The sequence below is a fragment of the Bryocella sp. genome, from assembly GCF_058498515.1.
The window spans coordinates 400,056-424,221 of sequence record NZ_JBMHYI010000047.1 but is presented as its reverse complement, the minus strand read 5'-3'; the positions used below and the strand labels follow the sequence as shown (position 1 = coordinate 424,221).

Here is a 24,166-nt window from a genome sequence, read left to right as displayed (position 1 = left end):
TATCTCGCTACGGTCAGAACTCAATGCCCCGCTGCGCCAGAATGCCCTTCTGGTAAGCATGCTTCACCTCGCGCATCTCGGTCACGGTATCGGCCAGCTCCACCAGCGTGGGGTGGGCATTGCGTCCCGTCAGGACCACATGCAGCATCTCCGGCTTGGGCCGCAGCACGTCGACCACCTTCTCTGGACCAGCATCTCGTACCCGATAGCGTAGCTGGATCTCGTCGAGCACGATCAGGTCCCACTCGCCAGACTCCATGGCCTGTACTGCTTCTGCCCACGCGGCCTCCACCATCGCCAGGTCCTCAGGATCGGTCTCGGCTCCGCCAACCTTCACGAAGCCCCGGCCCAGCTGCCGCATCACGTACCGGAAGCCCTCGGCCGAACTCAGCGCTTCGGCCGAGTCCAGCTCGCCGTAGTGCCACGACCCCTTGAGGAACTGCAGCACAAGCACCCGCATCCCGTTCCCAGCAGCCCGGAACGCCGTACCCAGCGCCGCAGTCGTCTTTCCCTTACCGGATCCCGTGTTGATCAGGATCAATCCGCGCCGAATGTCCTGCTGTTCGGAAGCTTCACTAGCCATAATCTCCACGCTACTGCAGTCTCCCTCTCGCCGCACCTGTAGACAGGATTCGCGCCTATGAAAGCGTGGAGCGCCTTCCTCGGAGTGTAGGAGCTCTACAAAAAACAGTAGGTTGGTCGTCTTGAGAGAGACATCCCGGCTCCGCCAACTCGAAGATTAGCCAGAAAATGCGGGAAATTTAGTCAAAGTTTCAAAATGGCATTCTGCGTGCTTGGAAGTGAGACACACGGCTCTCCAGGATACGACTGATCAACGTCGCGATGCTGAAGCTGAGACCTTAAGGAGCAAACCATACGATGAAGAACTTGCTGCGCTCTCTGATCGTCGCGATGGCCCTTGGTGGCGCTGTCATTCCGTCGCACGTCGTCGGCCAGGCCATTTCGTCCAACGGCGGATCGATCCAGGGCACTATCTCCGACCCTACCGGCGCTGCCATTCCCAAGGCCGTGATCGTGATTACCGACCCAGCTACTGGGTACACTCACACGTTGACTTCTGACTCGGCCGGCTACTACAGTGTTGGCCCGCTGAACCCCGGAACCTATAAGGTTACTGTCAGCGCGCCCAACTTCGCGCAGGAAGTGCTGAATACCGTTATCCGCACCGGAACGGTAACTCCCGGCAACATCAAGCTCACCCTGGGCAATTCGAACGAAACCATCGAGGTGAACGCGGGTGCGCTCCAGGTCAATACGGACCAGGCTGGCGTGCAGGACGTTTTGACGCGTGAGCAGGTCGAGAGTCTCCCAATCAACGGCCGCAACTTCCTCGACCTCGCCCAGATTCAACCCGGTGTGATCCTCCAGTCGGGTGAGACATTCGATCCGACCAAGGCTGGTTACTCCGCTATCTCCGTGGACGGCGTCTCGGGCCGCACCACCCGCATCCTCTATGACGGCCAGGACATCACCGACGAGACAGTCGGCACCACCATCATCAACGTGCCCACCGGTGCTGTGGACGAGTTCCAGCTGAATCGGTCCACGCAGGATGTCTCGGGTGAAGTCACCTCAACAGGACAGGTTCTCGTTGCCTCACCCTCCGGCACCAACCGGATCCACGGCCAGGCCTTCTACAACTTCCAGGACAACCGCGCCCTCTTCGCCGATACGGCGGACGGCAACGACACACCGTTTCAGCGCAACCAGTTCGGTGGCTACATCGGCGGCGCGATCGTGAAGGATAAGCTGTTCTTCTTCGGTGGCGCCGAGCGCATCAAACAGGACCAGAGCGCCTCAGCGACGGGAAGCGTATTCCGCGATCCCACCAACATTGTTGGTGACCCCTACCTGTCGACCCCCATCCTGGTGCAATACCCCACACTGTCGGAGCCGTTCCGCGATACCTTCAGCATGGGCCGCCTGGACTACACCGGACCATTCAAGGGTCACTACTTCGTCCGTGCCTTCTACGAAGACAATGCGGCCTTCGGTAACTATGGCGCTCTCTTCTCCACCTACAGCAATCGCGACAACGTCCCGGGCCTCGTCGGCGGCGCCGATTTCGCCTTCGGTCGCTGGACACACTCCTTCCGCGGTGGCTACGAGAAGTTCCACAACCTGATCTCTGATACGACTGTCGGCAACAAGTCCATCTACAACCCGGTTCCGGGCATTGAGCTGGCGGATAGTGCGGATGGCTTCTACGCCGGTCCGAATTACCTGGCTCCCCAGGCGACCTATCAGTCAGACAAGCAGTTCCGCTATGACGGTACTTGGACGCACGGAACCCACACCCTGAAGTTCGGCATGAGTCTCAATCGTTTGCTGGGTGGTGGTGGCGCTGCCTTCTTCGGCCTTGCCCCGCAGGTGGGTTTCAATAGTCAGTACCTGCTGCCAAATTGCAACAACAACCCTGCCTTGGGGCCCTGCCCTGGTGACCCGCTCAATGGCTACAGCGCCGAGGACGGCATCACCCTCGGCAATGGCAACGGTGCCTTCACCGAGCAACCCGGTTTTGGTCTCCCCGGCGGTGGCCTGCATGACTGGCGCTCCGCCTACTACGTCGCCGACACCTGGAAGGCTTCTCAGTCGCTGACGATCGTCGCGGGTGTCCGCTACAGCATCGATACCGACCGAGCGAACCAGGATCTTCCCTCTCCTCCGTGCTCGGACGCATTGGCCAACGGCTTTGTGCTGAACTGCACCGGCTCCCAGCCCCTCTTGTCGCAGTTCGGAACAAATCTTGGGACGCGCGTCCACCAGCCTTATGGCAACGTGGCACCGCAGGCCGGACTCGTCTTCAGCCCTGGCGCGCACAAGCTGTCGATCCGTGTCGGTGGCGGCATGTTCTTTGAGAACGACATCTTCAACAACACCTCCAACGCTCGTCCTCCCGTGCTCAATGCGAACGGCGCATATTTCGGAGACGCAGCCATCTGCGGTGGCACCAACTCCATCGCAGTTCCGGGTGGAACGATTTCCGGCGCGACGGTCGGCGGAACGACGCTCTCGATCAGTCAGATCTGCGCCCTGCCCATCAGCCAGTCCTACCCATACATCGAAAACCTAAACTCGCAGTACCAGACCATCGAGAAGGGTTCCACCGGTCCGAACGGCTCCTACATCGCCAACTACATGTCGACGATCGTGGGCGCACCGTATGCCAGCAACTACCGCACCCCGTACTCGATCCAGTTCAATGGTGGCGTTCAGTTCGAGCTGTTGAAGGGGATGATCGTCAGCGCGGACTACCTGCACAACGGCACGATCCACATCCCGCTGATCATCGACGAAAACCATCTTGGCGCGGCCAACACCCTCAACACTGCAGCGGCGAAGAACGCCATCGCCAAGACTCTTGCAGCCTGCGGTGCAACCAGCATCAACGCCGCGATCGCACCAGGTGGCTGCCCGAGTGGGCTCAACGGCAGCAGCGCGACCATCGTCGACTTCGCTGGCAACGGCCTCGACTCCTCTGGAACATTCCTCAGCGGTTTGCCTGCTCAGTTCTTCGGGCTGACGCCGAATACAGGTGCGGCTTTTGCAGGTGTGAATGCCGCGGTCGGACAGGGCGAGTTCATCAACCCCACTGGCCAGTCCGGCTACGATGCCTTCCAGGGCGTGCTCAAGTACATTAAGGGGAGCCCGCTTCCCGGCCTGACCAATGCCAATGTCCAGATCTCCTACTCGCTCTCGCGAGTGGTGTCTGACATCGGAGGCGCGGGCTTGACCGGCGCCGGTGCGGCTGACCAGTTCTTCAACTCGACGGCATGGGATGAGTACGACCCCAAGTCCTACACTGGCCGCAACAATAACGACCATACGAACGAGCTGAGCTTTGGTGGTTTCCTGGGTATCAAGTATGGCGCCCAGATTGGTATCATCGGTCACTTCTTCTCGGCTGGCGCGACCTCACTCACCCTGCCGCAATCCGGCCAACCGGGCGAGATCTTCCGCACCGATGTCACCGGCGATGGCACTGTGGGCGATCTTGTCCCGGGCAGTGTTGCGGGCGGATACATGCATCAGATCAGGCCTGGTTCGCTTGGAAAGTTCATCAACAATTACAATACGACGACCGCGAACACCATCACCCCGGCGGGGCAAGCTCTCGTCACCGCGGGTCTGTTTACTTCGCCTCAGCTCGTCGCGCTAGGTGCGGTCAAGCCAGCCCTGCAGGCCGCGCCCGCAAACGGGGCGATGCCGAACGCCGCGTTCCGCGCCTTCGATACGTCCGTGAGCTGGCCAATTCACCTCTCTCGGCTGCGCGAAGGTGTGAGCCTCGTACCCGGCATCTCGTTCTATAACCTCTTCAACTTCGCAAACTTCAATCGCCTCACAGGAACTCTCCAGCCGGCAGGCGGCGGTTCCGCCACGCGCCTGAATGGCACCAACAACTACGCCACGGAAGATGGCCTCCGTGTACAGCGCGGTTCTGGTACGTTCGATCAGGGTGCACCGCGTAGCACGGAATTCCAGCTCAAGCTGAACTTCTAACCCAACACCAAACGATGAAGCGAAGGGACTCAGTCCCTCCGCTTCATCGTTTGTGGCTCCGTGTTGCCGACGTTCAACGGATTTCTACCCGCCCTGCGTCCAGCGCGAGTCAGTCTCAATGACCACCGTGATACGGGTGACCCTCAAGGATCGCTAGCGCCCGGTACATCTGCTCCGCCGCCACAACCAACGCCAATTCATGCGGCAGCGTGATGCGACCGAATCCGATAAGCTGGTCAGCGGCACGTCTCGAGGCCTCGCTCCAGCCATCCGGTGGTCCAATGGCGAAGACGAGTTGCTGCCTGCCGTCCACGCCGGCCTGTCCAACCGCCTGCGCCAGCTCTTCCGAGCTCACACTCTTTCCCCTGGAGTCGAACAGAAACACCAGCACGCGGGCCTTACCACGCACCTGCGCCAGCCACGCCACTAGACGTGCCTCGTCCGCGAACCGTTGTGTCTCAACAGGAGCCAGTCGCTGCGCGCGCTGGCAATATTCCTCCACCAGCGCAGCACACGGCGCAGACTTCATCTTGCCGCCGATCGAGGCCAGCGTGATCTTCAGCGCCGGGTACCCTTCTTCGCCGCCTTCTTAATGGCCGTTTTCGCCGGCGACTTCTTCACGGCCTTTGCAGGGACTGCCTTTTTCGCTGCGACCTTCTTCGCCGCAGAGTTTGTCGCTAACTTCTTCGCAGGAGCCTTCGCAGGAGCTTTCTTTGCGGCCTTCTTTGCCGCAGCCTTCTTCGCCGCCGTGCGGCCGGCCGAGATTCCGGCCTTCAGCTCCGCATTCAGGTCAGCCACACTCAACGAGGTCGCGGACTTGCGCAGCCGCTCGAGTCCGTAAAACGCCCGCTTCTCCGGCGAAAAGACATGGACGATGAAGTCCACATAATCCATCAGAATCCAGTCGCCTTGCCGCTGGCCCTCTGTCGAGTACGGCAGCACGCCAAACTCACGCTTCAGCCGCAGGTCAATTTCGTCGACGATCGCCTGATTCTGCCGCTCGTTCGAGCCGCTGCAGATCAGGAAGTAATCCGTAAGTCCGCTCTCGGCGGGGTCCAGTGCGAGGATACGAATATCCTCAGCCTTCTTGTCATCACAGGCCGCGGCGGCCGCGGCCAGCATCTGCGTCACTTCTATCTTTGCCATGCAAATCCTCTTCGGTTCTTCATGGTAGCGCAGCTGCGGAGCCTCAGCGTTGCTAACCGGTCTTCGGGCTGACCACTATCTCTCATACAAGTGATGCCGGTCAATGTAATCAAGCACCGCAGGCGTCAGGGCGTCCGCGCATTGCTCCCCTGCCCGTAGTCGCTCGCGCAGCCCGGTCGCGGACAATGGCACGGCAACATCCTCCAGCAGATGGATCCGTCCAGCATCGTGCTCCAGCAAGGGAATGCTGTGCAGCTGCGCTGTAGCGAACCCAGGCCGGCTGACCACAATCCACTCCGCAACCCGTAACAGGCTCACAGGATCGCGCCAGCGAGGCAGGTCCAGGAACGAGTCCGCACCCACGATTACGAACAGCGTCGTCTGTTCGTGTTCCTGCTCCTGCAGCCTGCGTAGCGTATCAATCGTGTAGTTCGCCGCACCATCGGCGCGGGGGCCATCGATGGCAGTGGCTGTGAGCCCGGGCACTCCGGCGCAGAGCAACTCAACCATTGCCAGCCGATCGCCAAACGGAGCGGAACCAGCGCCACGCTTCAGCGGTTGTCGCCCCGTGGGGGCGAGCAGAACCTCGTCCAGCCCGAAGGCATCCCGTGCGGCCTGGGCCACTGCAAGATGTCCGCGATGCGGCGGATCAAATGTTCCGCCAAAGTAACCGAGCCGCCTGGCCTCCCGCGTCTGTTGATTGCGCACAACACATCATAGGCCGGCAAACAGCGTCTCTCCCCGCAGTTCTTCGTCCAGCATCGCAGCATCCAACCTCTCATAGGACCCATCAGGGTCAGGAGTGTTCCGCAACATGTCGACGCCGGATCCTCAAGCACAACTCCCCGCAAGCACACCGGTCCCCGGGAGCGAGCGCAAGCCGTTCTCCCAGCAGTCCCCTGCGACGAAGTTCGCCTCGCACGTGGCTCCAGCGACTGCGGACGAACCCATCACTGTCGTCCTGGTTCTGGCACGCCGCGAGCCCATTGATCCTGCCACGTTCCAGCCCGGTCGTCACCTTACGCGCGAGCAGTTTGCCCAGCGCCACGCGCCCACACCGGAAACCATCGCCGACGTGCAAGCCTTCGCGAAGGAACGCGGCCTGCGTGTCACCAGCCTCCCGGCAGCGGGGCATCGCTCCATAAAGCTCACCGGCACGCTGCAGCAGGTGCAGCAGGCCTTCGGCGTCACGTTGCATCATCACACCGTGGACGGCCGCCGCATTCGCACCCGCGAGGGCTCGGTGTATCTCCCCAAGACGCTCGCCGCCAAGGTCGAGGCGGTTCTTGGACTGGATAATCGCCCACAGGCCCGGCCGCACTTCCGCATCGCCACACCTCGTGCCGGAAATACCTCCTTCACTCCAGTGCAGGTCGGAAATCTGTATCAGTTCCCAGCCAGCGTCTCCGCCTCAGCCCAGACCATCGCGCTCATCGAGCTCGGCGGTGGCTTTCAGCAGAGCGACGTCACGGCATACTTCGAGTCAATCAGCGTGCCCGCCCCTAAGGTCACAGCTGTCTCCGTCGATAGCGCCACGAACGCTCCAGGCGATCCCAACGGCGCGGATGGCGAGGTGATGCTCGACATCGAAGTCGTGGGCGCCATCGCTCGAGGCGCGGACCTTGCCGTCTACTTCGCGCCCAACACCGACGCCGGCTTTCTGGATGCCATTACCACCGCCATTCACGACGCAACCAACGCTCCGAGCGTCGTGTCCATCAGCTGGGGAGGACCGGAGTCCACGTGGACCCAGCAGGCAATGACCGCAATGGACGACGCCTTCCAGGCAGCAGCATCTCTCGGCATCACCGTTACCGTTGCGGCGGGCGATAACGGTTCCAGTGATGGCGAAACCGATGGAGCCAACCACGTCGACTTTCCCGCCTCCAGCCCGCACGTCCTCGCCTGCGGTGGCACCAAGCTCGTTGCTTCTGGAGGCACCATCAGCAGCGAGGTGGTGTGGAACGAGGAAGCGCTCAACGAAGGTGCGACCGGAGGCGGAGTAAGCACGGTCTTCGCAAAGCCCGCGTACCAGTCGAAAGCAAGTGTTCCCGCACCCCCGAACGGAACTGGCGGCCGCGGAGTTCCAGACGTCGCCGGCGACGCCGATCCCTCGACTGGCTACGTCGTCCGCGTTGATGGCCAGACGTCCGTCATCGGTGGCACCAGCGCGGTTGCTCCCTTGTGGGCCGGCCTTATCGCCCTGGCGAACGCCGCCAACGGCAGCAACGCAGGCCTCGCCAACACCGCGCTGTACAACGCCGAGGCATCAGCCTTTCGAGACATCACTGCAGGGAACAACGGGGCCTTCGCTGCAACGAAGGGCTGGGATGCGTGTACCGGTCTCGGCAGCCCCATCGGAACCGCGGTCATCACCGCCCTCAAGGCATAAGAGCAAAACAGAACGGAGGCCCGAAGGCCTCCGTTCCATTGCTCGTTTGCTTGCTGTGCTTACTTCTTGGGGGCCGAAGGAGCAGCCGGACGGGCAGCGGGCCGCTGCGGAGCCGGACCTGAAGGCGCCGGAGCAGCAACACCCGAGCTGGTGTTGTAGGAGTTCACAACCGCCTGGGAGATATCGGTCGCCGGCTGCCACCACAGGAACTGGCTCTGACCGTTCTGCACGCCGCTGTTCACCACCATCGTGAAGCCGTGGTCCTGCGCATACTTCACCGCCGCAGCCCCCACCTTCTGGGCTACCTTGCCCATGGCTTCATTCAGGTCGCTGGAGTAGGATTCCTGCGCCGAGTTCGCGTCGAGCTGAGCCTGCTTCTCCTTGGCATCGATGTCGCGCAGAAGCTTGGCGCGATCGGCGTCGGAAGTGGTCGCCGGCAGAGCCTGCTCCTGCTTGCGCAGGGCATCGATCTGCGAAGCAAGCTGATCAAGTGCCGCCTTCTTCGGGTCGTACTTCTTCTGCACGTCCGCGACCGTCTTCTGGCCTTCGTTCGTGGCGAACACCACCTGTTCAAAGGCGATGATCGCGATCTTTGCCGGAATAGCCTGCGGCTCAACCGACTGGGAAGCAGCCGGAGCCGCGGGAGCCGCGGTCTGCGCGGCCATGGGGAGGGAAGCGATGCCAGCGGTCAGCGCCGTGACAAGGACAAAGGTGCGGTTCATGTGGATCTGGAGACTCCTTACCATTTCGGTCTTGAATGAAGTGTGCAGCACAGAGGACTAGTGGCAGTGCAGGTTGGTTCTCGCGGTCGACTCGTTCGCTTCGGCTTCGCTTCCTGGCGGAAGCGCCGCCGGAGGGATCCGCGATCCTCAATCTTCCCGCCCGCACACCCCTTCGAGCTTGCGGCGCAATAGACGTTCCAGGTTCGACGAATGGAACGCTCTATAGTGTTGCGGTAGCTTCGATCGCTTGGCTTGGATTATAGGAGAGCCCCGAGGGCCGGTCAATCAAGGGGATTTCACAATTGTTGTTCGAGCTGCTGCCTCCCGGACTTCAACCGGGCGCAGGCCTGGCCCCATTCGCCACGCAATCAGTTTTTATCGAAACACGACATTGACCCTCTCGACCTTCGTAAATATTCAAAAAAACGGAGGAGCTCTGCTCTGATATTTCAATTCCTGGGAAAGAGAGGTCGTCACACGGAAGTAAGTCTAAGTAAATGCAAGGATTCCATTTTGGTACCTCGATTGCTCTAGGTAAAGGTGTTCGAGATTGGGCGGCCGCCACGCGGATCCCCCGCCGAACAGCTGGTAAAAGGGTAACGATTAGCTTCCGACATGAGAAGCGCACCCGTTCCGGCCGGTTCCGTGTGGAGTCGCTCTGCGTAGGGAACCACCTTTTGGAGGCCAGTGACTGGCCATGCAAGGTCGAGGGCCATCTTCCGGGGAGGGGAGATGGCCCGACGGCTTTCTGGCCGGTCCGGCCGTTTCCGGACCCATCTACCACTTCTGCTCAACCCTGGTTACCAATAGGTCGCTTGCGCGACTACGTCGGTAGGCGTAATATCGTGGAGGTTCGGTGGAGGAGACACATTTCCTGCATCCACGTGTTCCGGCCAGGGAAGCTGGAACCCAAGGCACCATGAGGCCGTTGTATGCGCCGCAGCGTTTCGCCGGCGCAGACTCGATCGCAAGCCAGCGCCCTCGCGGCGGAAACGTCCTGATCTAATACGTCTCATTTCGACCACAGTTGTGGTGTCATCACGAACGAAGAGTACGGTTTTTGGATCAGCTCGTTCGCATGAAACAGCGAGTTCAGTGACCTAAGGAATTCCGACGTCGAAGACCGACGGAAGTTGCAGGGCATAAAAGCAGGCCGCGGCAGGGTCTCCTACCGGAGACACCGAAACCGAGTCCACAGCGCCAGGGGTATCAAGGGGCGCGGGACCTGTTCGCAGAGCGGCCCGCTGACGAAGACGACAAACTTTGAGTCAACGCTTGATTCTCTCTCCGAGTGACAGCAGTAGCGCGATCAGCCCAACCCTCCGCGGATGCGCAGGGCCATGGCTTGCCGTGCCATTCGGTGAACCGTCCAGGTAGTGAAAGGCAAGAGGGTAACGACAGCACCATGTCCGAGCAGAACCTGATGGATGCTCCGTCGCACGATGCGGCGGGGGATTTTGACTCCGCCGACTTCGGCAACGAGTCGTACGGCGATTCCGATTTTGAGGCCACTCCCGGCGCCAACGGCCAGCCGGCGCCAGGCATGGGCCAGAGCAAGAGCAGCCGCCGCCGCCGCCGCAAGCGGAAGAACAAGGCGACCGGCACGGAACCGGCTGCTGGCAGCAACAGTGCCGCTCCTGCCATAGAGATGCCCATCGTGATGGAAGGCGAGCGGCTTGCGCTTGCGGCCTCCGCTGCCCCGGCAGCAGCGCCGCAGCAGGCCCAGCCCCAGACGCAGCGCCGCCAGCAACAGCCCCAGCAGGGTGGCGGCGGACAGCGTAATGCCGATCCGCAGGGTCAGGGAAAGCGCTGGAAGAAGAAGTTCCGCGACCGCGAACGTCGTCCGCGCAATGAAAATCCCGGCAACGAGGCCCGCCCCGAGCCTTCCACCCCCAGCTACAGCAGCCGCGATGGCCGTCCCGACAACTTCGGCAACCTCGCTGGTGGTTTCAAGCGCAAGGGCAAGAGCGGCGGCGGACAGTCTCGCGAGCGCAGCGGCTTCGTTGGCCCGATGGACCACAGCTACCGCGAAGCCAATGCTGATTTCGCCCAGGCGCCGGCCTCGACGATCCAGCTCAACGGTCGCCGCAATGGCCATCGTCATCACGGCGACAGCCAGCCGATCGACCACTCCATGCCACGCGCTGTGCCAATCCCCGAAGGAGCACAGACCCACATCTACTTCTTCATCGAAGAGCTCTTCTTCGTGGCGAAGATCCAGGAAGCAGCCCGCAAGCTCGGAGTGAAGGTCGCCTTCATGAAGGGTGACAACAAGGATTCGCTTGCCGAGCTGACCAGCGGCGAAGACGCCAACAAGCCCGCGCTCATCGTCTTCGACCTGAACAACGCGAACGCCAAGCCCATGACGTTGATCCCGAAGCTGAAGTCCAAGCTCAAGCGCTCGGTCTCCATCATTGGGTTCCTCTCGCATCTGCAGGGCGACCTCAAGGCGAAGGCTGTCGAGGCCGGCTGCGACGTCGTCATGCCGCGCTCGGCCTTCTCGCAGAACCTCCCCAACCTCCTCCGCCGCTACGGCGTGCACGAAGAGGAAGAGATCAACTACAACTACTAGCCACGCCGCGATAGCGACCGGAAGAGCCCTGCAACCGCAGGGCTCTTCCCTTTTCGAGTTGCAGTCTGCCGGCTCCGGCTCGATGCGCTCCACTTAAGAACACCCAGGCGCCTTCTCCCGCATCTCAATCAGGTGAAGGAGTCATCCCATGCCGACCACCAAGCACTCGGACGCCGCCGAACGCCACTTCCAGCCTGAGCACGCCCACGACGTCGCTGCCGCCTCCCGCGACAAGCACCAGGGTTTCACCAGCCACGAAGAACAGAAGTTCGCGGAAGAGCAGTCTCGCGAAGCCCGCGAGCACAACGCCCAGATCAAGAAGGAAGCCGAAAAGAAGTAGGCTTCGCGGCACACAGCAACGCCCCTGATCACGCTTCGGCGATTCTCGCCGATCCGTTCAGGGGCGGTCGCATTCGTTGGGGCTGCACTAGAAGCTATAGCGCACCCCTGCTTCAACGCGCCGCCCAGGATCCGCCGCATACGCCACGCCGAACTGCGGCGAACCCAGCACCCCTCCCACGCTGGTCACATTCTGATGGTTCAGGACATTGGACGACCGCACATTCAGCGTCACACTCTGCGGATGATCCGCCTTCGCATTCCGCGAAAGCTTGAACGTCCGTTGCACGTTGGCGTCGAGATAGTTCGTCCACGGCATCACGCCCTTGTCGCGAGGAAACACCCCTGTGCCACCCGAGGCGACTAGCTCGCCCCATGGCGAGGCGTAGCTGCAAGGGGAAGCATTCGCATTCGCCGAGCACAACGGCGTTCCGGCCACCGCATACTGCGGGCGATCGTTGAAGACGCCATCGCCATTGTTGTCGAAGCCCGTCGTTACGTTGAATACTCCTCCGCCCTGCCCGGAGTAGTTCAGGCTCACCTGCACCTTCTCTGGCAGCGTGATCGTGCCATTCCCAAAGACGTTCCACTCGCCCTGGTTGAGCCGTCGGCCGAACTCACCTGCATCGCTGTTGGCATTCTGGGGCGTGAAGAAGGTGTCGTCGTTATTGTCGTCGATCAGGTTAACGCGCACACCGCCGACAAAGAACTGCACGCGCTTGAACTTGTGATTCTCCAGCCCGCCGAACACTGCGTCACCACCGCCCTGTGCGCTGTTCTCAGCCCGATAAACATTGGTATTGGCTGCACCCGGTCGCGGTCCTGTCGGCAGGCCATTCAGCGGAGCGTTGATGTTCTTGCTCCGCATCATGTCCCACATGCGCGCCTGGTAATAGTCCAGCGAGAGATTGAACCCCAACGGCAGCGTGCGTGTTCCGCCGAAGTTTGCGGCCGCCCACGTCTGCGCGCCCAGATGCGGTCCCCACTCCCGCCGGCTCGTGATCACGGTTCCCGTCGCCAGCGGCTGGCAGGAGTTCGCTACAAACACACCCGTGCACGTTGGGTTGTAGACCGTGCTGGTCACACGATGCACCCCGTCCTCTCGCAGCATCTCAGCCTCCGAGCTCACACCCTCTCGCCCGGAGAACATGCCCCAGTGCGCATGCAGCGTCCACGTACCCTTCTTCGTCGGCGACCACAGCAAACCGAGCCGCGGCACCAGCGAGCCAACAAACGTTGGATCGTTCTGGATGTAATACCGAATGCCGTACGCCGCGTGCAGGCCATGCCCGACGTTCCAGTCATCCTGGAAGAACAGCGCATCCTGCATCTGGTTGAAGTTCACCGTCGGCGTCCCCGTCACCGCGCTATACGCAGTCGGTTGGCCACCGGCGTACCCCAGCAGCGCCCGTCGATACTGCTCAATGCCCGTGATGGTCTCCGTCTGCCCAGCGATTGGCTGGTTGCTGGCATCGAGCACTGGAGCGGTACCGCCGCCGAAGATGTAGCTCCCGTTGAAGCTCTGCGTCAGCTGGCGGCGCTCCACGTACTCGAACAGCTGTGTGCCGAACTTGAAGGTATGCGCCTTCGTCGTCAGGATCGCATCGTCGTCATACTCGAGTTGAAACTCGCGAATCTGCTGCGGGCCAAGCGTTGAACCCCCTCCAGTGAACGCACCCGCCACCTGCACCTGCGGATCGTTTGAAACCGCCGTGTCGAGAGTGCCGTACCAGCGAAAACTCGCCCGCGCCTCATGCATCAGGTGCGCGTTGAACATCGTTACATCGCTCACGCGAAACATATGCTCGTACTTCTCCGCATCGTAGGCGCCCTCCTGCAGCGTGCTTCCACCCACTCCCTGGTTCACCAGGTGGTTCACGTTCGCGCTATAGGTGGCGATGAAGGTGTTCTTCGCTCCGAGCTGCAGGTCATAGCGCGCTGTGGCGAGCCACAACCGCTGCGGCGTCGCGACGTTCGCGACCGTCGATGTCAGGTTGCCGCTGCTGTCGAGCGTCGCTGCGTTGACGACAGCAAAGTTGTCGATGGAACGATGCTCCAGCGTGATAGCGAAGTCGCTTCCCTTCTGCGTCACCGGTCCACTGAGCTCGAAGCCATAACGCTGCTTACCGATCGACGCTTTGCTCACGGAGAACGGGTCGCGCGCATTCATCCATGGGCTTCCATTCACGGCGAACAGCGCACCGTGATACGTCTTTGCTCCAGGTTTGGTGTAAACCTCCACGCGTCCGCCCTCGAACGGCGGCTCGCGATACTGCGCGGAGAATTGATCGGGGTTCACCACGATGTATGCGATGGAGCTCTTCGGCGGCAGCGCGCTTGAATCCTGAAAACCGTCGACCGCGATCGTTGCGTTCGAGGGATTACCACCCGCCGCCGCGGCAAGCTGCGTCAGTTCGCGCTGCAGATCATCAGGATCATCCGCAAGCGTCTGCAGCCTGTCTCCGGAGATCGTCTGTGTGGGCCCGCTCGTGTTTGCGCTCGTCGCCGCGGACGCGCTCACATCCACATCGAGCTGTATCTCCACCTGCTCCAGCGAAAGCACGACATTGAGCGCAGCAACATGCGGTGCGCTCACGTCCATCTTCTTCGCGGCGAAACCATCGCTCGTGATGGCAAGGGTGTGATGCCCCACACTCACGCAGGGAAACCGGAAGAGGCCATCGGCGCTGCTCGTGATGGCCTCCTGGCCATCCAGCGTAAGCGCCGCGCCCGGAATCAAAGCCTCGGTAGTATCGCGTACCGTGCCGCTCAACACGGTGCAGCGAGACTGCGGGGCGGACTGAGCCTGTGCTGTCATCGCACCGCACAGGGCGGGTAACAGTACAAGCCAACGAGAGGCACAGAGAATGTTGGTCATGGGTTTTGGGGCGAGTTGGGTCGTTGCCGCGCACTCCCCATGAGTGCGCAGCGAAATCCGCTCCAGGACCTTCAGCTCGCACGTTGAGGTACGCGGCAACACGCAATGCGGTTCCCGCATCTTCGTGTCGGGTCTGGGCTTGACTGGGAAGCAGGTGATTCCGGGAGAGTGCGGGAGCGCGTTGCTAAGCGGAACCTTTAGCGGTTACTCTGGACATCATCCCGCGCACCTTGGCGGCGGCGAACGGTACCGCAGCGTTCGTTTAGCCACAGGTAAGCGCGCGAAGCTATCCCCGGGAATTGGAACGCATGACTCGATACTGCCAGGCGCTGGATCTCAAGGACGACCCCGCTCTCATCGCCGAGTACTGCCGCTATCACGAACAGGTCTGGCCCGAAATCGAGCAAAGCATCCTCGCCGCGGGCGTCCTCTCTATGCAGATCTATCTCACCGGCAATCGGCTCTTCATGATCATGGAGACGGACGAGACCTTCAGCTTCGAGCGCAAGGCTGCCATGGATGCGGCCAACCCCGCCGTGCGGCGCTGGGAAGATCTGATGTGGCGCTTTCAGCAGGCGCTGCCGGACAGCGAGCCTGGAGTGAAGTGGCGTCCCATGGAACTCATCTTTCAGCTTGAGGGCCAACCAGAGCAACAACTCACTGAGCAGCCATCTCTGCAGTAACGCGCGCGCTTCCCGGCTGCTCGAAAAACATATCAGCGATAGCGCCGATTCCTGCGCAAACCGCACTCCGGAACGGCGCGCGGACTCATCAAACGATTGTGTATAGTGGCCGCATATGGCAGTGAAGATGAAGGACATTGCGGACGACCTCGGCATCTCGCTGGTCACCGTCTCCAAGGCCCTCCGCAATCACCCCGACATCAGCCTCAAGACCCGCGAGCGCGTCGCCGCTCGCGTGCGCGAGCTCGGCTATCGCCCCAACCTGGCTGCCCGTTCGCTCGTCACCGGACGCTCCATGCTGGTCGGCTTCGTGGTGCCGGACCTCATGCATCCCTTCTTCGCGGATGTCGCGAAGGGCCTCTCCGCTGTGTTGCGCGAGCGAGGCTACTTCGTCATCATCTCCTCCTCGGAAGAAGACCCCGACCTGGAGCGGAAAGAGATCGAGCACATGATGGCCCACCGGCTCGACGCACTCGTCGTGGCCAGCTCCCAGAATTCGCCGGACGCGCTAGGACCCATCCAGCAGAGCGGCACGCCGCTCATCCTGCTCGATCGTTACTTCGACAACTTTGACGCGCACTTCGTCGGCTCCGACGACTACAACGCCGGCAAGACCGCCACCGAGCACCTCATCGAGATCGGCTGCAAGCGCATCGCCCACATCCAGGGCCCGGACACCAGCCCCGGCAATCGCCGCCTCAAGGGCTTCCTCGACACCATGCGCAAGCATGACCTCGCCGTGCCGCCGGAGTACATCATCAAGGCCGGCACCGGTGACGTCGAAGGCGACGAACACGGCATCCAGGCGCTGCGCACGCTGCTCGCGCTCAAGCGTCCGCCCGACGGCATCTTCTGCTTCAACGACGTCATCGCCTCGGGCGCCATCCTCGAGGCTGTCGCCCAGGGCATCAATGTGCCGAAGGACCTCGCGGTGATCGGCTGCGGCAACCTGCACTCCAACCGCCTCATCCGCGTCCCGCTCTCCAGCGTCGACCAGCGCAGCAATGAGATTGGCCGGCGCACCGCCAAGCTCATCCTCGAACTCATCGAGGCTCCCGAAGGCTCAAAGCCCACAGGGATTAAACGCGTGGTGCTGCAAGGCGGCCTCGTTCAGCGGGCCTCTACCGATCGCGGCGAGATCAAGAAGCCAGCGAAGAAGGCTGCGAAGAACTAACTCCGTACGAAACAGCACAAGCTACGGATAAATCGGCGTCCGATCCACGGTATCCGCGCCCACCGGCGGTGACAGTCGCGGCGCCATCCACGCATACACCGCCACCACCACGTAGCCGATTCCCGGCAGCACGTACCCCAACGCCAGGCTGCCCAGCTCCTTACCAATCCAGCTCAGCAGCGGTGGAAAGATCGCGCCTCCCAGGATCGCCATCACCAGGAAGCTGCCGGCGATCTTCGTGTCCTCGCCCAGGCCCTTCACACCCAGCGCGAAGATCGTCGGGAACATCACCGACATGAAAAAGCTCGTCGCCAGCAGCGCGATGCTGCCCGCCATGCCTGGGTGGAACATCCCCACCGCCACCAGCCCGCAGTTGATCACCGCGTAGATCCCAATCAGCCGCGAAGGTGCGACCAGCCGCATCAGCGGCACCGAGACGATGCGGCCCACCATCAGCGCAATCAGTGTCCCGGTAAGGAAGTACCCCGCGCCCTTGTCGGTCAGCGTCGTATAACGCCGCAGGTAGAAGATCAGGTTGCTCCACGTGCTGATCTGCGAGCCCACATAGAAAAACTGTGCGACCACCGCGAACATCAGTCCCTTGTTGCGCAGCAGCCGGCCATAAGCCCCCGCACTGGCCTTCTCGTCGAGCAGCTTCTCATCCACACTGGCCGGAAACTTCGCTCGCGCAATCAGCACCGCCAGCAGCAGCACGATGCAGCCCATCGCCACATAGGTCGGAACCACCCGCATCGTCTCGCTGTGCAGATAAGCCGCATAGGTGCCTTGCGCCTTCATGCCCGCCACTTCCGCCGGGGTCTTCTCGACGCCCGAGAAGATGAACCACGTTCCGATGAGCACACCGGTGACGGTTCCCGGAGGATTGAACGCCTGCGAGAAGTTCAGCCGTCGCTCACTGGTTGCCGGGTCGCCGAACTGCGCGATGAGCGGGTTCGCCGCCGTCTCGAGAAACGCCTGCCCGCAGCCGGTGACAAACAGAGCGATCAGGAACGGCGTGTAGCGCCCAATCGCCGCGGCGGGAAGAAACGAGAGCGTCCCGACGGCAAACGTCACCAGCCCCACGACCAGCCCCGTCTTGTAGCCGAACCGCCGCAGCATCAGCGCCGCCGGTGTCGCCATCACAAAGTACGCCGCAAAGATCGCCGTCTGCACCAGCTGCGCTTCCACATTCGTCAGCTCGAACGACTTGCGGAACTGCTGCACCAGGATGTCCGTGAGGTTGTTCGACATCCCCCACACAAAGAAGATCGACGTGGTCAGCAGGAACGCGACCAGGTGTGTGCTGGGAAACAGCGAACCGCCAGCTCCGCGGCCGTGCGACGGCCTGCTGGACGTGGTCGGAATGGTTGGAACGCTCATCGCAAAGGCATCCTCATGGCCCTGCCGTTATACAACGTCGCCCTGAGTGTCACGCGAACGCGACCATGATCTTGGTGTACTTGTGTGGGTGCGCGCTCCAGTCGGCAAGGTACTCCGCCGCTTGTTCCAGCGGCACCACCGCGCTGATCGCATCGTCCACCGGGAAGTGACCTGCCTCAAGCAGCCGAATCACCTCGCGAAAGTCCTCCGGCAGCGCGTTGCGGCTGCCCAGGATGTCCAGCTCCTTCTGTACGAACAACCGCGTCTCGTAGCTCACCGGCTCCTTCGCGTAGCCGATGTACACCACGCGCCCCGCGAAGGCCACTTCTTCGACCGCGGCGCGAAAGGTCAACGGCAGGCCAATGGCCTCGATCATCACATCCGGTCCATAGCCTCCAGTAATCTCGCTCAGCCGCCCATGCAGGTCTTCGGTCTTCGAGTGGATCAGGTGCTTCGCTCCCGCCTTCTGCGCAATTTCCAGCTTGCGGTCGTCCATGTCGATCGCGATCACCTCCGCGCCGCGAAACGCCGCACCCGCGATCGCCCCCAGCCCCACACCGCCGCAGCCGAACACCGCGACCTTGTCCTTTGCCGTCACGCGGCCACGAGCCACCGCGTGCATGCCCACGGTCAGCGGCTCCACCAGAGCAAGCTCCCGCGGAGCAAGATTCGCCGTGTAGATCTTCTCCCGCGGCACGCGCAGGTACTCGCGCATCGCGCCCTCGCGTTGCACACCCAGTGTCTGATTGCTCTTGCATGCGTTAGGCCGGCCCTTCAGGCAGCTCGAGCAAAGTCCGCAGCTGGTGTAGGGCGAAAGCGTCACCTTCGTGCCCGCGGGCAGATCCTCCGCGCCCTCGACGACGACCGCTGCAATCTCATGTCCCGGAACGCGCGGAAAAGTCAGCATCGCATTCGCTCCACGGAAGCTCGAAAGGTCCGTGCCGCACATGCCCACCAGCTCGATCTTCAGCAGCACATCGCCTGGCTGCGGCTCCTGTTCGGGAACTTCCACGACTGCGGCCTCACCCGGTCCCTGCAGTTGAAACGCCTTCACATCCACTCCCCGGTGCGCCCTTGTGTCCTCGCTCTCGCAAAAACTGTAGCGCTACCTGTACGCGTAACTGCAACTCACCCTAGTTCCCGCAGCCAGCCGCTGTCAAAGGCTCCTCTTCAGTAACCGCCGCAGTTCCCGCCAGCGTCTCCGTCTTTGCAGTTTTTTCTGTCATCCCCGCAGGGGATCTGCTTCACCCGCTCCGGCCTGCATACTCAGGCGCGTTGCGCCTTGTGACGGTCTCGCCGCCGCCATAGACTTACATCTGTCGACAGCCTGCGGCCGCCCGCGGCGCTCCTCAACCCCACATTCCCCGAGGCCTCAGCATGAGCACCGCCCTTCTCCCCGAGCTCACCCCCATCATCTCCAGCGCCTCCGAGCCCAGCCACCTCTGGCATGCCTTCGCTGACATGAGCAAGGTCCCGCAGACGCGCGTCGTGCTGGAACGTGGCCAGGGCGTGTGGATCTGGGATACCGAGGGCCGCCGCTATCTCGATTCCACCGCGGGCCTCTGGTACTGCGCCCTCGGCTGGGGCCGTGAGGAGCTCGCCGAAGCTGCCGCCGCGCAGATGCGCAAGCTCGCGACCTACTCCACCTTCGGTGACATGACCACCAACACCACGCTGGAACTCGCCGAGCGCGTCGCCTCACTGAGCCCCATGCCCAACACCGCGGTCTTCCTCACCAGTGGTGGCTCGGAATCCATCGACACAGCCGCGAAGATCGCACGTCGCTACTGGAACATCCTTGGCAAGCCGGAAAAGCGCGTCATCGTCAGCCGCGGCATGGCCTACCACGGCATCGCGGGCTTCGGCACGTCGATCGCCGGCATCCCCGCCAACCGCGAGGGCTATGGCCCGCTGATCGAAGACGTCCACGTCGTCGCCGCGGACTCGACCGCTGACCTGGAGAAGCTTTTCGCCGAGCGTGGGCACGAGATCGCCGCCTTCTTCGGCGAGCCTATCCGAGGGGCCGGCGGAGTCTATCCTCCCGTCGAAGGCTACTGGCCTGAAGTCGAGCGCCTCTGTCGCGAGTACAATGTGCTGCTCGTCTGCGATGAGGTCATCACCGGCTTTGGCCGCCTCGGTGAGTGGTTCGGCAGTGCCCACTACGGCGTCCAGCCGGACATCATCACCGGAGCCAAGGCCGTCACCTCCGGCTATCAGCCGCTGGGCGTGGTGCTCTGCAATGAGCGCGTGCAGGAGCCGTTCTACAGTGGCAAAGCCGGCGTGCTGCGCCACGGCTACACGTACTCCGGCCATGCCACCGCCTGCGCCGTCGGCCTCAAGAACCTGGAAATCATGGAGACCGAGCACGTTCTCAGCCGCGGCGCCGAGGCTGCCAAGGCGATGCTGGAGATCTTCGAGCCGCTCCGTCGCCACGCTATGGTCAAAGAGATCCGCACCGCGGGCCTGCTCGCCGCGATTGAGATCGCCGAGGACGTCCGCAAGCGCGTGCCCAACGTCGTCGACCAGGTTCTCTGGGAGGCCCGCAAGAACGAGGTGATGACCCGCAACCTGCTCGGTCATTCGCTGCAATTCTCGCCCGCATTTGTCATCACCCGGCAGGAACTGAGCTTCTACGTCGAGCGCATCTTGACCAGCCTCGATGCTGTGTCCAGGCGGCTGGCCTAGCTTCTCCGCGCAAACCACACCAGGGCCATGCATACTGTTCCATGCATGGCCACAGTGACGAGCCCACGCAACCGAGTCGCACCACAGACTGCCCTGGCCCTGCTGTTGCTGGTCTTCGCAGGCTGCCTTAACTACGTCGATCGCGTCTCGCTCTCGATTGCACACGGCCCCGTGAAGGCCGTACTCGGCGTCAGCGAGACCCGCATGGGCGCTCTGCTCTCGATCTTCTCTTTTGCCTACGGAATGGCGCAGCTCCCCATCGGCCCGTTGTCGGATCGCTTCGGCACGCGCATGGTGCTCGGTATCGGACTCACGCTGTGGTCGTTCGCCCAGCTGCTCGTTGCCCGCGTGCAGACCCTCGTCGGCTTCTTCGGCCTGCGTATCGTCCTGGGGATCGGCGAGGCGCCGTATTACCCAGCGTCTATCCAGCTCATCCACTCCGAGCTGGCCGCCTCGCTCCGCGCGCGCGCCCTGGCGCTGGTCAACTCCTCCGCGATGATCGGGCAGGCCATCGCGCCCCCTCTGCTCACGGTCATCATGCTCCACTATGGCTGGCGGACCATGTTCGCACTCACCGGAGCCGCCGGCCTGCTGCTCTCCCTCATCTGGTTTGTGCTCTTGCGCGGTCGTAAGCCCGTAGGGGAAGCCGGTTACGTCGCCCCTCGCGCGGAACCGCTCTCCCTTGGCCAGTGGTCGCGCTTCTTCGCGGACCCCGTCATCTGGCTCATGATGGCCGGCTTCTCGGGCGTAAATTACACCGCATGGTTCTACATCGCATGGCTGCCCTCGTATCTCGAGAACGGTCGCGGCATCAGCGTGGCGCACACCGGCTGGATCGCCGCGCTGCCCTACATCGCTGCCACCATCGGCATGCACACCGATGGTTGGCTGGCCGACCGGCTGGTGCGCAACGGTGCTCCCGCGCCGCGAGTGCATGTCCTGTTCGCCATGGGCGGCCTCTTCGCCTCGGCTGTCATGACCCTTCTGGTCTCGCACGCTCACAGCCACGTCGACGCCATCGCCCTCATCATGCTGGCCATGTTCTTCCTGCAGTTCGCCGGCAACTCGGCCTGGGGATACGCGCAGTCGGTAAGCCCCCAGCCCATCGTCGCGACCGTCTCGTCGATCCAGAACTTCGGCAGCCAGGTCTTCGGCAGCCTCGCTCCGCTGCTCACTGGCGCCATCCTCGACTACACGCACAGCTTCAACGCGGCCTTCGGGCTCTGCGGCTGCATCACGGCCCTGGGTGGCTGCTGCTACCTCTATCTGTGGCGCACCCGCGTCATCGCCGTCCAGACCCCGCGCGCTTAGTTGTTGCACGTCCTCCGCGCTACGATGTTCGTCAAGCTGCCCTAATCACAAGGTGACTCCCCGATGAGCCGTATGCGCCACCTTCCCCTGGCCCTGTTGCTGCTGGCCGTAGCTCTGGTCTACGCCAACTCGTTGCACAACAGCTTCCATTTCGACGACTACCACACCATCGTCGAGAACCCAGCCATCCGCTCGTTGCGCAACCTGCCGCGCCTCCTCACCGACGCAACCGCCTTCAGCGTGCTGCCCCCGAATCGCACCTGGAGGCCCGTCGTCAGCGTCTCGCTCGCAGTGGACTATGCGATAGCCCGTGGCTACAACACCCTGTGGTTCCACCTCAGCACGCTCCTGTGGTTTGGTGTGCTGCTGATCGTCCTCGACCGCTCCTTTGAGTTACTGCTCAATGGCATCGAACCCAGCCACGCGAACCGCTGGCTTGCGCTCGGCATCACCGCATGGTTCGGCCTGCATCCTGCCATGGCCGAGACGGTGAACTACATCATCCAGCGTGGCGACCTCTACTGCACGCTCGGCTGTATCTCCGCCCTGTACGTCTTCGCACGCTGGCGGCATCTGCGTTGGACTTGCATCTATCTCCTTCCATTCGTATTAGCAATGCTCTCCAAGCCGCCCGCGATCGCTTTCCCCTTTCTTCTTGTTCTTTACGTCTTCTACTTCGAGACCGACCCCGCTGCACCCTCGACGACCCGCTGGAAGAGATCGGCCTTCGCTACATGGCCTGCATTCGCAACCGCCGCCGTGCTGCTCGCTCTCAACGCGGCAATGACCCCGCGTACCTACACGCCCACCGATCTCCCCGCATGGACCTACCGCCTCACGCAGCCCTACGTCTGGCTGCGTTATGCGGGCCAGCTCTTCCTGCCCCTGCACCTCAACGCCGACACCGACCTGCGCCGCTTCACCTCGATCACCCCCGCAGCCGCTGCAGGTCTCCTCTTCGCCGGTCTCCTGCTCGCCCTCATCGCGCTCTGCTCCAGGAAGAAGATCCTCTACCCCATCGCCTTCGGCCTCGCATGGTTCCTGCTCACCCAACTGCCCACGTCGCTCTACGCCCTCAGCGAGGTGGAGAACGACCATCGCATGTTCTTTTCCTTCCCTGGACTCATGCTCGCGGTCGTGTGGTCGCTGCACCTCGCCTACAAGCGCGTCCTCCAACGCGTCTCACCCTCAGCGCGCAAGTCCGCGATTCGCGTTACAACCGCAGCGACACTGCTCGCGCTAGGCGCCTACGCCTGGGGCGCTCACGTCCGCAACGAAGTCTGGCGCAGCGAAGAGACGCTATGGGCCGACGACGTAGTCAAGTGCCCGCGCAACGGCCGCGGCCTCATGATGTACGGCACGACGCTGCTCAACAGCGGCCGGCCCGGCGCGGCGCTCGTCTACTTCCAGCGCGCACTCGCCTTCACGCCCAACTATCCCGACCTCGAGCTCAACCTCGGTGTGGCCAGCGGTGTGGTCGCCGACGAAGGTAACGCTGCGCTTACCCAATCTCCGGAGCAGCACTTCCAGCGCGCGTTGCTGCTCGCTCCAGCCGATGACCGCGTGCACTCTTTCTACGCACGTTGGCTCCTAGTGCATAGCCGCGTCGACGAAGCCGCGGCGCAGGCCGCAACGGCCGTGCAGCTCAACCCGACACGCGCGCTGGGACGCGACCTCCTGCTACAGGCCGAGGTCGAGCAGGGCCAGCTCGATGCCGCCCGCGACCTGGCGCGCGAAACCCTTCATCTCATCCCCGATGATGCCCAGGCGCAACTCATTCTCAACGGCGGTCCCGCTCTCAATCGCATGCGGCGCGATGGCCTCATCAACGCTTCGCTGGCGTCCTATAGCGCGGGTCAATATCAGCAGAGCATCGCGCAGGCCCGCTCCGCCCTCGCGCTAGACGCAAACTCAGCCGAAGCCTGGAACAACATCGGAGCCTCCCAGGCCGCACTCGGCCAGTGGGATCAGGCAATCGAAGACGAGAAGACCGCTCTCGCGCTAAATCCCCAGCTGCTCATCGCGCAGAACAATCTCCGTGCGTATACGTCACAGTGGGAAGCCGCAGCGCATACTTCGCCGCAGGCGCACCGTGTCTCCGCGCTCATCCAGCAATCGTTAGAGCTCTATCGCGCCGCTGACTATCGCAACAGTGCTACAGCAGCCCGGAAGGCAGTCGCCCTCGATCCCAATTCTGCTGAGGCCTGGAACAACGTCGCCGCCGCGGAATCGGCGCAGCACCACTGGAACGCCGCAATCGCCGCGGCCGAGAAGGCCATCGCCCTCAAGCCAGGGCTCGAGATCGCCCACAACAACCTCGCCTGGGCATTGCAGCAGCGCGACATCGCTGCAAAGAAGTAGCT

At 62.5% G+C, this 24,166-nt stretch carries 17 protein-coding genes; 9 read left to right on the top strand and 8 right to left on the bottom strand.

Translation table 11 applies throughout. The features are described 5' to 3' along the window. Window positions 1-13 precede the first annotated feature (13 nt). Window positions 14-583, bottom strand: coding sequence for a cob(I)yrinic acid a,c-diamide adenosyltransferase (gene cobO / locus AC5E6W_RS15100; RefSeq protein WP_491753143.1), 570 nt, complete (start codon window positions 581-583; stop codon window positions 14-16). Window positions 584-879: 296 nt separating this feature from the next. Here cobO and AC5E6W_RS15095 point away from each other — a divergent pair, with 296 nt between their 5' ends. Continuing rightward, the gene (locus tag AC5E6W_RS15095) at window positions 880-4,521 is read left to right on the top strand and encodes a TonB-dependent receptor (protein WP_491753142.1); all 3,642 of its coding nucleotides are present in this window, start codon (window positions 880-882) and stop codon (window positions 4,519-4,521) included. Window positions 4,522-4,636: 115 nt separating this feature from the next. Here AC5E6W_RS15095 and AC5E6W_RS15090 read toward each other — a convergent pair whose 3' ends face one another. The 3 genes from AC5E6W_RS15090 to nadD form a co-directional block, all read right to left on the bottom strand. Then, window positions 4,637-5,071 carry a 23S rRNA (pseudouridine(1915)-N(3))-methyltransferase RlmH gene (locus AC5E6W_RS15090; protein ID WP_491753270.1) on the bottom strand — a complete coding sequence of 145 codons (435 nt, stop codon included), beginning with the start codon at window positions 5,069-5,071 and terminating at the stop codon, window positions 4,637-4,639. A gap of 8 nt (window positions 5,072-5,079) precedes the next feature. Continuing rightward, window positions 5,080-5,667: a ribosome silencing factor gene (rsfS, locus tag AC5E6W_RS15085; RefSeq protein WP_491753141.1), complete on the bottom strand. Its 588-nt coding sequence runs from the start codon at window positions 5,665-5,667 to the stop codon at window positions 5,080-5,082. Window positions 5,668-5,742: 75 nt separating this feature from the next. Beyond that, a complete protein-coding gene (gene nadD, locus AC5E6W_RS15080; protein WP_491753140.1) occupies window positions 5,743-6,375 on the bottom strand; it encodes a nicotinate (nicotinamide) nucleotide adenylyltransferase in 633 nt (210 codons plus the stop codon). A 106-nt stretch (window positions 6,376-6,481) separates the two neighbouring features. On the opposite strand from nadD, the gene AC5E6W_RS15075 reads away from it, so the two are divergent. Continuing rightward, entirely contained in the window at window positions 6,482-8,059 is a 1,578-nt protein-coding gene (locus AC5E6W_RS15075; RefSeq protein ID WP_491753139.1) for a S53 family peptidase, read from the top strand. Between the two features lie 59 nt (window positions 8,060-8,118). On the opposite strand, the gene AC5E6W_RS15070 is transcribed toward AC5E6W_RS15075, so the two are convergent. Continuing rightward, window positions 8,119-8,781, bottom strand: a complete 663-nt coding sequence (locus AC5E6W_RS15070) for an OmpH/Skp family outer membrane protein (RefSeq protein ID WP_491753138.1) — start codon at window positions 8,779-8,781, stop codon at window positions 8,119-8,121. Between the two features lie 1,405 nt (window positions 8,782-10,186). Here AC5E6W_RS15070 and AC5E6W_RS15065 point away from each other — a divergent pair. Together AC5E6W_RS15065 and AC5E6W_RS15060 are read left to right on the top strand one after the other, a co-directional pair. Further along, a complete protein-coding gene (locus AC5E6W_RS15065; protein WP_491753137.1) occupies window positions 10,187-11,353 on the top strand; it encodes a response regulator in 1,167 nt (388 codons plus the stop codon). A gap of 148 nt (window positions 11,354-11,501) precedes the next feature. Then, entirely contained in the window at window positions 11,502-11,693 is a 192-nt protein-coding gene (locus tag AC5E6W_RS15060; RefSeq protein ID WP_491753136.1) for a hypothetical protein, read from the top strand. 87 nt (window positions 11,694-11,780) lie between these two features. On the opposite strand, the gene AC5E6W_RS15055 is transcribed toward AC5E6W_RS15060, so the two are convergent. Beyond that, window positions 11,781-14,510 carry a TonB-dependent receptor gene (locus AC5E6W_RS15055; RefSeq protein ID WP_491753135.1) on the bottom strand — a complete coding sequence of 910 codons (2,730 nt, stop codon included), beginning with the start codon at window positions 14,508-14,510 and terminating at the stop codon, window positions 11,781-11,783. 368 nt (window positions 14,511-14,878) lie between these two features. On the opposite strand from AC5E6W_RS15055, the gene AC5E6W_RS15050 reads away from it, so the two are divergent. Both AC5E6W_RS15050 and AC5E6W_RS15045 read left to right on the top strand, forming a co-directional pair. Continuing rightward, window positions 14,879-15,253 carry an L-rhamnose mutarotase gene (locus tag AC5E6W_RS15050; RefSeq protein ID WP_491753134.1) on the top strand — a complete coding sequence of 125 codons (375 nt, stop codon included), beginning with the start codon at window positions 14,879-14,881 and terminating at the stop codon, window positions 15,251-15,253. Between the two features lie 115 nt (window positions 15,254-15,368). Then, window positions 15,369-16,427: a LacI family DNA-binding transcriptional regulator gene (locus AC5E6W_RS15045; protein WP_491753133.1), complete on the top strand. Its 1,059-nt coding sequence runs from the start codon at window positions 15,369-15,371 to the stop codon at window positions 16,425-16,427. Between the two features lie 21 nt (window positions 16,428-16,448). Here AC5E6W_RS15045 and fucP read toward each other — a convergent pair whose 3' ends face one another. Beyond that, window positions 16,449-17,807 carry an L-fucose:H+ symporter permease gene (fucP, locus tag AC5E6W_RS15040; protein ID WP_491753132.1) on the bottom strand — a complete coding sequence of 453 codons (1,359 nt, stop codon included), beginning with the start codon at window positions 17,805-17,807 and terminating at the stop codon, window positions 16,449-16,451. 49 nt (window positions 17,808-17,856) lie between these two features. Next, a complete protein-coding gene (locus AC5E6W_RS15035; protein ID WP_491753131.1) occupies window positions 17,857-18,861 on the bottom strand; it encodes a zinc-binding alcohol dehydrogenase family protein in 1,005 nt (334 codons plus the stop codon). 323 nt (window positions 18,862-19,184) lie between these two features. Between AC5E6W_RS15035 and AC5E6W_RS15030 the strand changes: the two genes are divergently transcribed. From AC5E6W_RS15030 to AC5E6W_RS15020, 3 genes are all read left to right on the top strand, one after another. After that, on the top strand, window positions 19,185-20,492 hold the full coding sequence (locus AC5E6W_RS15030; RefSeq protein WP_491753130.1) for an aminotransferase family protein: 1,308 nt from the start codon (window positions 19,185-19,187) through the stop codon (window positions 20,490-20,492). Window positions 20,493-20,537: 45 nt separating this feature from the next. Further along, window positions 20,538-21,803, top strand: coding sequence for an MFS transporter (locus AC5E6W_RS15025; protein ID WP_491753129.1), 1,266 nt, complete (start codon window positions 20,538-20,540; stop codon window positions 21,801-21,803). A gap of 72 nt (window positions 21,804-21,875) precedes the next feature. After that, the gene (locus tag AC5E6W_RS15020) at window positions 21,876-24,164 is read left to right on the top strand and encodes a tetratricopeptide repeat protein (RefSeq protein ID WP_491753128.1); all 2,289 of its coding nucleotides are present in this window, start codon (window positions 21,876-21,878) and stop codon (window positions 24,162-24,164) included. Window positions 24,165-24,166: the final 2 nt, after the last annotated feature.